Consider the following 13,753-nt stretch of genomic DNA (forward strand, 5'->3'; position numbering starts at 1 on the left):
TGGGCCCTGCGTGCGCTACGCTCGCAGGCGAATGAAGAGCGCGCACCCCCCAGCCGCCATTGAAACCAGCGCGCCGAATACAAACAGGCTGGGGTAACCGCCTGCCGATATGATTTCGGCAGCCAGTGCGGGTGCGACAACGCCCGGCGCCGAGCCCGCTGCGAGAAGCAGCCCGAGATCTCTTCCAGACGTTTTTTCCGAGGGCAAAACCAGAGTGGCGAGCTTTAGGTCGAGAACAAAATATGTGCCAAACATCGCGCCGATGCCGATGCCAAACAGGACCATCACCGTCCAATCCGCATTGAGGACGGGCAGTAGCGTGGCCAGCCCAGCGCCGAACGAGACGACCGCCACGATGAGCGCAGTCCGGCGCAGTCTACCTGCTACGAAGCCGACGACCGGCGTAACAATCAGCCAACTGACAGTCATGACTGTGAGCAGAATGCTCACGGCCAGAGCGGGATTCCGGTGGGGCAGGTTAGGCGCTCCGACATAGTCCTGCAGCACGTAGAAGAGGTACCCGTTCACTCCGAAATAGCACAGGAACATCAGAAAGCGGGAGGAGACCGCGAGTGCAAAATTCCGGTCTCCGAGGCTTTTGAACTCGTCGAGAACATTCGTCAGAGACAGGCGCCGTCGCCGGGTTCGTGGCTCATCAAGGCTGGAAGGCTCTCGCTCAAAAGCAATGAGCGTGAACGTCAGAATGGTGAACGGGATCGCCAGAAAGACGTATCCGAGCACAGGGTTGGGCGCGAAAGCGCCGATGTTGACGCCTCCGAAGATGCCGACAGGCGCTCCGAGGCCGATGGCCGCCGACGCAAAGCCCAAGTCCTTCAGAGGAATACGATCGGGCAAGGCTGCGAGCAGAACCGACTGATAGTAGTTCAGCGTGAACCAAAGCAGCGGCATGACGATGAGGAGCTGCGCCACAGAGTGCGCGAACGCCATAAGGGGCATTAGCGCGATGCTGGCGAGCCAGGCGAGGACGAGTGACGGGGTCCGACGCCCCCATCGGCTGCGCGTGCGGTCGGAGATGGCTCCGCCCGCAAACAGCGCCAAGATCGTCGTCAACGATGCGAGTGTGGATAGGGCCGCCAAAGTGCCCACCTTATTGCCGGGCGTCAGCGCCTCCACGACCGGAGGCAAGAGGATGTTCTGGATGCCCTGGAAGATCGCAATCAGCGAGGCGTAGGCGAGGAACATCAGTATCGCCAGCCATCGCGGCCTGGCGCTCAGGGACTGTCGCTGAGCCGAGGGCAAAGGTTCGTGTCTATCGGACATTCAGTTGGTCCTCCACGCACCGGTATCTATGAAATGGAAATTCTGTCAACGTCCAACTAAGAATATGCATTCCATATTCCAGGTGGCGCAGCCTGGCCGAATTGTGCTCCGGGCCGCCACGCGCGCCCTCCAGCCGGCCGAAATGCTCGGCGGAACGCCGGCGCTCAAGCCCATTGTCGAATGTTTGATCCAAAATGATCGTTGACGGAATTTGTATTCCACAATAGGGTGAGGTCAATGAGAAGCGGGGAGAGAAACAATGACGTCGAAAATCAGCCTGTTGTGCGCGACCGCCTGTCTGGCGTTGTCCCCCGCGATTGCGACGGCTCAATCGTCGGTCGCTGCAGCTGTCGCTCCCGGCCAAGGTGGGCCACCTGCTGACCGCGGCCAGAGCGGCCAGACGAACCTCGACGAAATCATCGTCACCGCCAATCGCAGGGCCGAGCGACTGCAGGATGTGCCGATCAGCGTCACAGCCATCGCTGGTGAAACCTTGCGGGAGCGCGGAGTGCAGAATCCGGAGGACCTCGGCCGCCTCGCACCCAGCCTGGTCACCCAGAACAACGCAGCCAATGCGCAAGGCACCAACTTTTCAATTCGAGGGGTCGGGACATCCAGCTTTCAGCGCTCGGTAGAGCCTAGTGTCGCTGTCGTCGTCGATGACGTCACGCTGATCAGGTCTGAGCTCGCGGTCATCAACTTCACGGATCTAGCCCAGATCGAAGTGCTCAACGGACCGCAAGGGTTTCTTTTCGGGAAGAATGCGTCCGCCGGCCTGGTCAATATCCGGACCCGGGACCCAGAAATCGGCATGAATGGGGGGCGACTGTTTTCCGAGTACGGTAAGCTCGACAACTCGAATAACACGTCGTTGTTTCGCGCCCAGGGCATCGCGAACCTGGCCATTGGGGGAGACGCGGCTGCGCGCTTTAACCTGTTCTACGTCAAGAACTCGGCGCTGCAGGACAACGTCGTACCCAACCCTGCTTTCGATAGCGGCCTCAAGCAGATCGGCGGGTCAGGGAAACTCCTGTGGCGGCCGACCGACGCTCTGAGCGTCTTACTGTCAGCCGACTACATGGACTCTAAGGGCGCCGGGGGCGGGGTGGCGACGATCCGTAACGCCACGGCGGCAAGCCCGCTCTCTGTCTTGCTTCCCAGCATCGGCGTCACGCCGAGCGTCGACAACGACAAGAGCGCTTACAACGGGCCGACCTTCTACGACCTGAGCGTGGGCGGCGGTCAGGCGCGTATCACGTATGAATTCGATGGTGGTTATCGACTGACGAACATCGCGGCCTACCGGAGCTTCAAGACTGAACAGGCGTTCGACGCGGATTACAGCCCGTTGCCCCTTGTCCAGTTCTTCGGGGGCGGAATTTCCACACGTCAGCTGTCGGAAGAACTTCGTCTCGCTTCCCCGGTCGGTGGAAGGCTGGACTATCAGGTCGGCCTGTTCGTCCTGAAAGCCCAAGTTCGCGAGAACGCCCTGCTGGCGGCGACGCTGGGCCAGACACCCCCTCCGGGATTCACGACCTTCCTAGGGTCCGACAGCTTTTGGCGACAGAACCTCGGCAGCTACGCAGCCTATGGTCAGGGCACCTACCGGATCACGGATCGCTTGAAGTTGACGGCAGGCGCCCGCTTGACCCACGAGACGATCGAAATGCGTTTTAAGAACACGGCGGGCGGCGGCGTGTTGTCCCTTCTGCCGGTCGCCCCAGATCGAAGCCAAGATCGCGACGAGACCAACTTCTCATGGCGAACAACACTTCAGTACGATCTGAACGCTGACTGGATGGTCTATGGGACGGCCGCCGAGGGCTACAAAGGTCCAGGTTACGCGCAGTATTCCTTCTCCTACGTAAGGCCAGAAACGTCGAGGCACTTCGAGATTGGTTCGAAGCTGCAGCTATTTGAGCGTAAGCTGACGGTCAACTTGTCCGCTTACAATACCGACTTCAAGGACTTCCAGGCCCAGAGCATCGACCTCACCACGCTCACCTTCCTACTGCAGAACGCAGGCAAGCTCCGCACGCGTGGCGCCGAGGTCCAAGTCATCGCGAGACCCACTTCTCATCTGACGATAAATGCTGGCGTGGCCTACACGGATGCCCGCTTTAGGGATTTCAAAGGGGACACCTGCTTCGTCGGCCAGGCTGACTGTGTGGGCGGCGCCACGGACTCTTCAGGCAGGAGGCTGCCCAACGCTCCGGAGTGGAAGGGCGTGTTCGACGTGAGCTACGAGCAGCCGCTCGGGGGAGACTTCGCAGCCATCTTCAACGTCGGTGTTGTCGCCCAGTCCTCCTACAATTTCCTCTCGAACGGGGATCCGGACGCCGTTCAGGGCGGCTTTACGACAATCGACCTTGGTGCGACGCTGAACCAGACCGCGAAAAACTGGAGCTTACGTGCATTCTGCCGCAACTGCACAAATGAGCACTACGTCGCAACTGTCCAAGGACATCCGTTCTTTGCGGGCGATCACATCCAAAACCTAAGCGCCGGGGGGTTCCGTCAGATCGGCGTGGCGTTGGATTTGTCTTTCTGAAGCTTCGCCTCGATCGATTGGAACCCTATTCTTGCTGATTTGAGATGGGGCGGCCTCTGCGAGGCCGCCCCATCATCAACAAACGGCCCGGCTTCTGTCGAGTTTCGCGTTCGGACTCGCGCGCCAAGGGTATGTGGTTTGCCGAGCGTTTCCGCTGAGATGCAAATCACAGACAAGTTGCTGCCCCTGCGCGCCGAGGCGTCCAGTTCTCAGGGCGGAGCGCCGTTCCAACCTCCCCGTGACCCCGCACACGCGACCCGCTTCACGCCCTTCCTGGTCCAAAGGTCGCCAGGCCCTCCTCCGTTATCCCCATAGACGCAAGGCCCTGGTTAAGTTGGCCGATGCTCGGGCCGCGCCGCTTCGGACGCAAGCGATCGTGGGATCGCCGCGGTCGCCGAGCCAACGTCCGGGACGAGCTTTGCCTCTGTGCGCCATCAGCTCGAGCGCGCGGTCACCAAGCCTGCGCCGATACACGAATTCGTTGAGAAGCTTGCGAGCAAGGCGGCCAGCTGACAGCCGTGAAGGTGTCGCTTGGGGGCCCGCGGCTGAGCGCGGCTTGTTTCACCAAAGTCTCGCTTCGGGGGCTGCGGTGCGAGGCGTCGCCCTTCGCCCGCAAGGGCGAGGCCACGGTCGGGAGGGTTGGCGACTAAAGCTTGATGACCTGGCCGGAGTGGGCCGACTGCCCCGCTGCGACGGCCAAGGCGAGCGCTTCGATCCCATCAATATAACGTACCGAAGCCTTCTCTTCACCCCGCAGTATGGCGGCGAAATGCGCCATCTCCCGGCGATAGGCTTCCGCGTAGCGGTCAAGGAAGAAATTTTGGAAGGCGTCGCTTCGTGCGCCGGTCTCGCCCCATACGGACAGGGTGCTCTCCATAACGTTGTCAGCCTTGACCAGCCCCATGGCGCCGAAGGCCTCGATGCGCTGGTCGTAGCCGTACCCGCTGCGGCGGCTGTTGCTGATCACGCACATCTTGCCGCTGGCCGTGCGCAACAGGATCTTGGCGGTGTCGACATCGCCCGCCTCGCCAATGGCCGGGTCGACCAGGCAACTCGCGGCGGCGAATACCTCGGTGACCGGCTCGTCGAGCAGCCAACGGGCCATGTCGAAATCGTGGATGGCCATATCCTTGAAAAGGCCGCCCGACGTCTCGATGTAGCTGATCGGCGGCGGCGCAGGGTCGTGGCTGATGATGTGAATCGTCTCCAGCGCGCCTAAAGCGCCGCTGGTCAGGCGCGCTTTCAGCGCCTGGAAGGTCGGATCGAAGCGGCGGTTGAAACCCAGCAGCAGCTTTACGTCCTTGCCGCCGAGTGCGCTTTCAGCTGAGCGGGCGCGAGCGAGATCCAGGTCGATCGGCTTCTCGCAGAATACGGCCTTTCCGGCCGCCACGGCTTTCAGAGAGTACTCGAGATGGGTGTCGGTGGAGCTTGCCACGATAACGCCGGTCACTGATGGGTCGTTGAGGGCGGTGTTGAGATCGGCGACGGTGGCGCCGGCGCTGGCGGCGAGGTCGTCCGCCGCCGCGGTGATCGGATCGACCACATACTTCAGCCGCAGGCCGGGCTGATTGCAGGCGTTCTTGGCGTGGATGCGGCCGATGCGGCCCGCGCCGAGAATTGCGATGTCATGCATGGTTGTTCTCGATGCTCAGAATTTAGCTGGGTAGGCGTTGTCTATCCTGCGGCCTAAGAGCCGCGTTCCACGGCTCTATAATATAGAACAAATATGCCTTCCAGCCGGAATTTGGAACAAGCAACCGGGTCGACCGGACGTTTGTGTTCGCTCGCGGAATGGATATTCTAGAATCGAAGCGATCATATCGAGGAAGCGATGAGGGCGACGACAGGAATTTCGACCGGCGCGCCCGAGACCGCCGAGGAGTTGCGGGCGGCAATCCTGGAACGCTACGATTCGCTGAGCAAACGGCTGCAGCAGATCGCCCGCTATGTGCTCGACGAGCCCAATGAACTGGCGCTGGAGACCTTGGCCGTGATCGCGGCCCGCACTGGAGTGCAGCCCTCGGCCATTGTGCGGTTCGCCAAGGCCTTCGGCTTCGACGGCGCCACCCAGATGCAGCGTCTGTTCCGCGACGGGCTGCTGTCGGGCCATGCGGCCCTGGGCTACAGCGAGCGGGTGCGGACCTTCACGCGCGCGGTGGACAAGCGGGCCAACGGCGGGGCGCGAGAGCTGCTCTCGGAATTCGTCGAGGGCAATACGCTGGCCCTGCAGAGCCTCGGCCAGACGGTGTCGGACACCGAGCTGTCAGCGGCGGTGAACCTGATCCAGGCGGCCGACTTCGTCTATGTGGTGGGGTTCCGCCGCGCCTTCCCGGTGTCGTCCTACCTAGCCTATTCACTGCAGCAAGCTGGCAAGCGCACGGTGTTCGTCGATGGGGTGGGGGGGCTGGCGCGCCAGCAAGTGCAGACCATCGCGCCCAAAGATCTGATGATCGCGGTCAGCTACCAGCCTTATGCCGATGAGACCGTGCATGCGGTCGAGACCGCGGCGGCCCGTGGGGCCAAGGTGCTGTCGATCAGCGACAGCCTTGTCAGCCCGATCGCCAAGCCGGCGGACGTCACCTTGCAGGTGCGCGAGTCGGAAATCCGCGCCTTCCGCTCCCTGTCGGCCTCGATCTGCCTGGCCCAGGCGCTGGTGATCGGCTTCGCCTTCGAAGCGTCGCGCAAGGAGGAGGCCAAGGCCCGTCGCCAGGCCAAGGCCTGACGTTCCAAAAGTGAAATGAAAGTTGCGGTGATGATAGACATAGAATACATATTCCATGTCGCGCCACGGAGCGCGCCAATCTGACGTAGCGGGAGGACCATGGCGCAGGACGACAAATCCCTGGATCTCCTCGCCATCGGTCGGTCGAGCGTCGATCTCTATGGCCAGCAGGTGGGCGGGCGGTTAGAGGACATGGCGTCCTTCGCCAAGTATGTCGGCGGCAGCCCCACCAACACCGCGATCGGCGGCGCGCGCCTGGGCTTGAAGACGGCGCTGCTGACCCGGGTGGGCGGCGACCACATGGGCCGTTTCATCCGCGAACAGCTGGCGCGCGAGGGCGTCGACGTCTCCGGCGTGCTGACCGACGCGGCGCGGCTGACCGCCCTGGTGATCCTGGGTATCCGCGACCGCGAGACCTTCCCGCTGATCTTCTACCGCGAGGACTGCGCCGACATGGCGCTGTGCGAGGCCGACGTCGACGAGGCCCTGGTGGCCCGCTCCGGTGCGGTGCTGATCAACGGCACCCACCTGTCCCAGTCCGGGGTGCGCGCCGCGTCGATGAAGGCGGCTCGGCTGGCCAAGGCCCACGGCGGCAGGGTGGTGTTCGACATCGACTACCGCCCGGTGCTCTGGGGCCTGACCTCCCGCGACCTGGGCGAGAACCGGTTCGTGGCGCAAGAGGCGGTGACTGAGATCCTGCAGCAGGTGCTGCCGCTCTGCGACCTGGTGGTCGGCACCGAGGAGGAGATCCACATCCTGGGCGGGACGACCGACACGGTCGCGGCCCTGCGCGCCATCCGCCAGGGCACGGACGCCCTGCTGGTCTGCAAGCGCGGGCCGGACGGCTGCTCGGCCTTCCCCGGTGCGATCCCCGACAGCCTGGACGAGGGCGTGGTCGGGCCGGGCTTCCGGATCGAGGTGTTCAACGTGCTGGGGGCCGGCGACGCCTTCATGAGCGGCTTCCTGCGCGGCTGGCTGCGCGACCTGCCGCTGGAGCGCTGCTGCGAGCTGGCCAATGCGGCCGGCGCCATCGTGGTCTCGCGCCACGGCTGCGCGCCGGCCATGCCGACCTGGGCCGAGATGGAGGCCTTCCTCGCCGACCGCGAGCGCCCGTTCCGCCTGCGCGAAGACGCGCAACTGGAGCACATCCACTGGGCCACCACCCGGCAGGGGACTTATGATGAGCTGACCGTGCTTGCCATCGACCATCGCAGCCAGTTCGAGGATTTGGTCGCCGAGCTGGGCGCCGACGCCAACCGCCTGCCGGCCTTCAAGAACTTGACGCTCGAGGCCTTGCACGCGGTCGCCCAGGGCGATCCGCGGTTCGGCATCCTGCTGGACGGGCGGTTCGGCTTCGACGCGCTCGCCAAGGCTGGCGACTATCCCTACTGGATCGGCCGGCCGATCGAGGTCCCGAGGTCGCGACCGGTGGAATTCGAGAGCTCGGCCGATGTCGGCGCTGAGCTGGCGGAATGGCCGCTGAACCATGTGGTCAAGGTGCTGGTCTTCTACCATCCCGATGACCCGGCCGACCTGCGCGAGCGCCAGGAGCGGCAGCTGGTCCGGCTGTTCGACGCCTGCCGCAAGACCCGCCACGAACTGCTGGTCGAGATCATCGCTCCGCCCGGCATGGCGGTCGACGCCATGACCATCGCCCGGGTGCTGGAGCGGCTGTACGATCTGGGCGTGAAGCCGGACTGGTGGAAGCTCGAGCCCATGGACGACCCGGCGGCCTGGCGGAACATCGAGGCGGTGATCGCCGGACGTGATCCCCTGTGCCGCGGTGTGGTGCTGCTGGGCCTGTCGCAGCCGACCGAGACCCTGCTGGCAGTCTTCGAGGCCACCGCGCCGGTGCGCGCGGTCAAAGGCTTCGCAGTCGGCCGCACGATCTGGCAGGCGCCGGCGCGGGCCTGGCTGGCCGGCGAGATCGACGACGCAGCCGCCGTGAAGATGCTGGCCGAGCGGCTGGTCTTCCTGGTTGAGGCCTGGCGCGCGGCGCGGGGCAAGGTGGAGCGGGCGGCGTGAGCACGATCCGGCTGACAGGCGCCCAGGCGGCGGTGCGTTACCTGGCCAACCAGTTCGTCGAGCTGGACGGGGCCGAGGTTCCCTATTTCGCCGGGGTCTGGGCGATCTTCGGCCACGGCAATGTGGCGGGGCTGGGCGAGGCGTTGCACGGCGCCCGCGATGTCCTGCCGACCTGGCGGGCCCACAACGAGCAGGCCATGGCCCACGCGGCCATCGCCTACGCCAAGCAGATGGCGCGGACCCGCGCCATGGTCTGCACCACCTCGATCGGGCCTGGGGCCACCAACATGGTCACGGCCGCGGCCCTGGCCCATGTGAACCGCCTGCCGGTGCTGTTCCTGCCCGGCGACGTCTATGCGAGCCGGCGGCCCGATCCGGTGCTGCAGCAGGTCGAGGATTTCGGCGACGGCACGGTTAGCGCCAACGACTGCTTCCGCCCGGTGTCGCGCTATTTCGACCGGATCACCCGGCCAGAACAGCTGCTGGCCGCCCTGCCGCGGGCCCTGGCGGTGCTGACCGACCCGGTCGCCTGCGGGCCGGTGACGCTGGCCTTCTGCCAGGACGTCCAGGCCGAGGCCTTCGATTTCCCGGAGGGTTTCTTCGCCCGCCGTGTCTGGCGTCCGCGCCGCCAGCCCGCCGATCCGCGCGAGATCGCGGACCTCGTGAGCCTGCTGAAGGCGGCCAAGGCGCCGCTGATCGTGGCCGGGGGCGGAGTGCGCTACAGCGGGGCCGAGGACGCCCTGGCTCGGTTCGCCCAGGCGACCGGGGTTCCCGTGGCCGAGACGCAAGGGGGCAAGGGTTCGCTGGTCTGGGACCACCCGCAGGCCCTGGGCTCGGTGGGCGTCACCGGCTCCAGCGCGGCCAACGCGGCGGCCGAGGCGGCCGACCTGGTGGTCGGGATCGGCACGCGGCTGCAGGACTTCACCACCGGATCGCGGGCCCTGTTCGGCAGGGCCGGACGCAGGCTGGTCCAGGTCAATGTCGGGGCCTTCGACGCCCACAAGCACGGCGCCCTGCCGGTGGTGGGCGACGCCGGCGCGGTGATCGAGGCTCTCGAGGCGGCCCTCGGCGGCTGGACGGCGCCCTCCGCCTGGACCGCCGCCGGAACGGCCGGGGTCTCGGCCTGGAACCGCGCCTGGGAAGCCGCCACCGCCAGCTCGAACGCCGAGTCGCCGTCCGACGCCCAGGTGATCGGGGCGGTGTGGCGCGGCGCCGACGAGGGCGCCGTGGTGGTCTGCGCGGCGGGCGGCCTGCCGGGCGAACTGCACAAGCTGTGGCGGACCCGCCGGGTGGGCGGCTACCACCTGGAATACGGCTATTCCTGCATGGGTTACGAGATCGCCGGCGGGCTGGGGGTGAAGATGGCCGCCCCCGACCGCGAGGTGATCGTCATGGTCGGCGACGGCTCTTACCTGATGATGAACTCCGAGATCGCCACCTCGGTGATGATGGGCAAGAAGCTCATCCTTGTGGTGCTCGACAACCGCGGCTTCGGCTGCATCAACCGCCTGCAACAGTCGACCGGCGGGGCGCCGTTCAACAACCTGCTGGCCGACGCCCGCCATGAGGTGCTGCCGGACATCGATTTCGCCGCCCATGCCTCCAGCCTGGGGGCGGCGTCGGAGAAGGTGGCCGGGATCGCCGGGCTGGAGGCCGCGCTCGTGCGCGCCCGGGCCAGCGACAAGACCTATGTGGTGGTGATCGACACCGACCCCGTCACCGTCACCGAGGCCGGCGGCGCCTGGTGGGACGTGGCGGTGCCGGAGGTGTCGGCGCGGCCCCAGGTGCGCGCCGCGCGTGAAGCCTACGAAGCCAAGATCCAAGACCAGCGTACGGGAGACTGATCCATGAGCATCCGTTTCGGGGTGAGCCCCATCGCCTGGGTCAATGACGACATGCCGGAGCTGGGCGGCGACACCCCGCTGGAGACCATCCTGGTCGATGCGCGCGACATCGGCTTCGCCGGCGTCGAGCTGGGCGGCAAGTTCCCGAAGGACGCGGCGGTGCTGAAGCCGCTGCTGGCCGGCTACGGGCTCGACCTGGTGGGCGGCTGGTTCAGCGGCAACCTGCTGGTCCACGACGCCGAGGCCGAGATCGCCGCGGCGCAGGACCATCTGAAATTGCTCAAGGCCATGGGCTCGACGGTGTTCGTCCATGCCGAGACCAGCAACGCCATCCATGGCGAGCGCGGCGCGCCGCTGTCGACGACCCCCAGATTGGACGCCGCGGGCTGGGCGAGGTTCGGCGCGCGGATGTCGGACTTCGCCGATTACATTCAGGGCCAGGGGCTGAAGTTCGCCTATCACCACCACCTGGGCACGGTGGTGGAGCGCCCGGACGACCTCGCCGCCTTCCTGAAGGCCACCAGCGCCAGCGTCGGCCTGACCCTCGACACCGGACACGCGGCCCTGGGCGGCATCGATCCGGTCGAGGCCATCCGGGCCCATCCCGAACGGATCGCCCACGTCCACTGCAAGGATATCCGCGGCGACGTGTTCGCCGGGGTGAAGTCGCGCAACCGGAGCTTCCTGGAAGGCGTGCTGGCCGGGATGTTCACCGTGCCCGGCGACGGTGGCCTGGACTATGGCGCGGTGATGCGCGCCCTGGCCGATATCGGCTATTCCGGCTGGATCGTGGTGGAGGCCGAACAGGACCCCGCCATCGCCAATCCCCGCAGCTATGGCGAGCTCGGCCTGCGCACTCTGGAGCGCGAAGCCGCGGCCGCCGGCCTGAAGAAGGCGGCTTGAGATGACCGACCTGCTTGTCCGCCCCCATGCGCCCGACACGACGGGCTGCGTGCTGGAGGTGACGCCGAAGAGCGCCGGCTGGAGCCATGTGGGTTTCAAGGTGCATGAGCTGGCCCCCGACGCCGTGCTGAGCGGCGGCGAGGCGGGGCGCGAGGTCTGCCTGGTGGTGCTGACCGGGACGGTCGACATCGCGGTCGGCGGCCAGAGGTTCGCCCGTATCGGCGGCCGGACCAGCGTGTTCGAGGACGTGGCCCCCGCGGCGGTCTATGCGCCGGGCGGCGCGGCTTGGACGGTGACGGCCCACGGCAAGGCGGAGCTGGCGGTCTGCTCGGCGCCGGCCACGCCCTCCGGCGAGGCCCGGCTGATCGATCCGGAGAAGATGAGCCGGGAGGTGCGCGGGCAGGGGACCAACACCCGCTATGTGCGCAACATCCTGCCGCAGACCGAGCCGGCCCAGAGCCTGCTGGTGGTCGAGGTGATCACCCCGGGCGGCAACTGGTCGAGCTATCCGCCGCACAAGCACGACACCGCCACGCCCTCGGAGGAGACGGCGCTGGAGGAGACCTACTACCACCGCCTGAACCCGCCCCAAGGCTTCGCCTTCCAGCGGGTCTACACCGACGACCGCAGCCTGGACCAGACCATGGCGGTGGAGGACGGGGACGTGGTGATGGTGCCGCGCGGCTACCATCCGGTCGGCGCCCCGCACGGCTATGACCTCTATTATCTGAACGTCATGGCCGGCCCGAAGCGGGAGTGGATCTTCCGCAACGACCCCGCCCACGACTGGATCGCCAGGAAGGCCTGACCCCCATGCGCACCCTGACCCACTTCATCGACGGCCGCGCCGTCGAAGGCGCTTCCGGCCGCTTCGGCGACGTGTTCGATCCCAATACCGGCAAGGTCCAGGCGCGGGTTCCCCTGGCCAACGCCGCCGAGCTGAACGTAGCGGCGGCCAGCGCCAAGGCTGCCCAGGCGAGCTGGGCGGCGACCAATCCGCAGCGCCGGGCGCGGGTGATGTTCGAGTTCAAGCGGCTGCTGGATCTCCACATGGACGAGCTGGCGGCGCTGCTCTCCTCGGAGCATGGCAAGGTGGTCGCCGATTCGCGTGGCGACATCATGAGGGGGCTGGAAGTCATTGAATTCGCCTGTGGAATTCCGCACCTTCTGAAGGGCGACTACACGCAAGGGGCAGGGCCGGGGATCGACGTCTATTCGGTCCGGCAGCCGCTGGGCGTGGTGGCGGGGATCACCCCGTTCAACTTTCCGGCCATGATCCCGATGTGGATGTTCGGACCGGCCATCGCCTGCGGCAACGCCTTCATCCTGAAGCCCTCGGAGCGCGACCCCTCCGTGCCGGTGCGGCTGGCGGAGTTGATGATCGAGGCGGGCCTGCCGCCCGGCGTGTTGAACGTGGTGCACGGCGACAAGGCGGTGGTCGACGCCATCCTCGACAACCCGGCGATCAAGGCGGTGAGCTTCGTGGGCTCGTCAGACATCGCCCAGTCGGTCTATGCCCGGGCGGCGGCGGCCGGGAAGCGCTGCCAGGCCATGGGCGGCGCCAAGAACCATGGCGTTGTGCTGCCCGACGCCGACCTGGACCAGGCGGTGGCCGACATCATCGGGGCGGCCTACGGCTCGGCCGGCGAGCGCTGCATGGCCCTGCCGGTGGTCGTGCCGGTCGGCGAGAAGACCGCGACGGCCCTGCGCGAGAAGCTGGTCACGGCCATCGACGGCTTGCGCATCGGCGTCTCCAGCGATCCCGACGCCCACTATGGCCCGGTGGTCAGCGCCGCCCACAAGGCGCGGATCGAGGACTACGTCCGGATGGGCGTGGAGGAGGGGGCCGAGCTGGTGGTCGATGGCCGCGGCTTCAGCCTGCAGGGCTCGGAAGGCGGCTTCTTCGTCGGCCCGACCCTGTTCGACCGCGTGACGCCGGACATGCGCAGCTACCAGGAGGAGATCTTCGGGCCGGTGCTGCAGATGGTGCGCGCCGACAGCTTCGCCGAGGCCCTGGCCCTGCCGACCCGCCACCAGTACGGCAACGGCGTGGCGATCTTCACCCGCAACGGCGAGGCCGCCCGCGAATTCGCCGACCAGGTCGAGGTGGGCATGGTGGGGATCAACGTGCCGATCCCCGTGCCCGTGGCCTACCACTCCTTCGGCGGCTGGAAGCGGTCGGGGTTCGGCGACCTGAACCAGTACGGCCAGGACGGCGTGCGGTTCTACACCCGCCAGAAGATCGTCACCCAGCGCTGGCCCAAGGGGGGCGCGTTGCTCGACCAGAGTTTCGTGATCCCGACAATGGCCTAACCTGATTCATGTCCGGACGTCGGCGCGCCGATGGGAACATCGCCCGCCGCTTTCCGCCACCTCCTCTCCCCTTCAGGTGTGTTGATCCCTTCGTGGGCCGCCCACAGTTTCTTC

Annotated in this window: 9 protein-coding genes; 7 read left to right on the top strand and 2 right to left on the bottom strand. The window is 66.3% G+C overall.

The window, feature by feature from the left end; all coding sequences use genetic code 11:
• Positions 1–15: 15 nt before the first annotated feature.
• Complete coding sequence (locus ACODSL_RS17135; RefSeq protein ID WP_488901939.1) at positions 16–1,203, bottom strand: MFS transporter; 1,188 nt, start codon at positions 1,201–1,203, stop codon at positions 16–18.
• A 337-nt stretch (positions 1,204–1,540) separates the two neighbouring features.
• Between ACODSL_RS17135 and ACODSL_RS17140 the strand changes: the two genes are divergently transcribed.
• Positions 1,541–3,832 (top strand): TonB-dependent receptor, encoded by a 2,292-nt coding sequence (locus tag ACODSL_RS17140; protein ID WP_488901940.1) that lies wholly within the window; start codon positions 1,541–1,543, stop codon positions 3,830–3,832.
• Between the two features lie 646 nt (positions 3,833–4,478).
• On the opposite strand, the gene iolG is transcribed toward ACODSL_RS17140, so the two are convergent.
• A complete protein-coding gene (gene iolG / locus ACODSL_RS17145) occupies positions 4,479–5,465 on the bottom strand; it encodes an inositol 2-dehydrogenase (protein WP_488901941.1) in 987 nt (328 codons plus the stop codon).
• Positions 5,466–5,663: 198 nt separating this feature from the next.
• Here iolG and ACODSL_RS17150 point away from each other — a divergent pair, with 198 nt between their 5' ends.
• The 6 genes from ACODSL_RS17150 to ACODSL_RS17175 all read left to right on the top strand — a co-directional run bounded on the left by ACODSL_RS17150 (position 5,664) and on the right by ACODSL_RS17175 (position 13,639).
• Positions 5,664–6,554, top strand: a complete 891-nt coding sequence (locus ACODSL_RS17150; protein WP_488901942.1) for a MurR/RpiR family transcriptional regulator — start codon at positions 5,664–5,666, stop codon at positions 6,552–6,554.
• A gap of 99 nt (positions 6,555–6,653) precedes the next feature.
• Positions 6,654–8,579, top strand: a complete 1,926-nt coding sequence (locus ACODSL_RS17155; RefSeq protein WP_488901943.1) for a bifunctional 5-dehydro-2-deoxygluconokinase/5-dehydro-2-deoxyphosphogluconate aldolase — start codon at positions 6,654–6,656, stop codon at positions 8,577–8,579.
• Positions 8,576–10,423: a 3D-(3,5/4)-trihydroxycyclohexane-1,2-dione acylhydrolase (decyclizing) gene (gene iolD / locus ACODSL_RS17160; protein WP_488901944.1), complete on the top strand. Its 1,848-nt coding sequence runs from the start codon at positions 8,576–8,578 to the stop codon at positions 10,421–10,423. The genes ACODSL_RS17155 and iolD overlap by 4 nt, the downstream gene beginning before the upstream one ends.
• Positions 10,424–10,426: 3 nt before the next feature.
• Complete coding sequence (gene iolE / locus ACODSL_RS17165; protein ID WP_488901945.1) at positions 10,427–11,326, top strand: myo-inosose-2 dehydratase; 900 nt, start codon at positions 10,427–10,429, stop codon at positions 11,324–11,326.
• Position 11,327: 1 nt separating this feature from the next.
• Positions 11,328–12,134 carry a 5-deoxy-glucuronate isomerase gene (gene iolB, locus ACODSL_RS17170; RefSeq protein ID WP_488901946.1) on the top strand — a complete coding sequence of 269 codons (807 nt, stop codon included), beginning with the start codon at positions 11,328–11,330 and terminating at the stop codon, positions 12,132–12,134.
• Between the two features lie 5 nt (positions 12,135–12,139).
• Entirely contained in the window at positions 12,140–13,639 is a 1,500-nt protein-coding gene (locus ACODSL_RS17175; RefSeq protein ID WP_488901947.1) for a CoA-acylating methylmalonate-semialdehyde dehydrogenase, read from the top strand.
• Positions 13,640–13,753: the final 114 nt, after the last annotated feature.

Source organism: Caulobacter sp. FG121, from assembly GCF_057809815.1.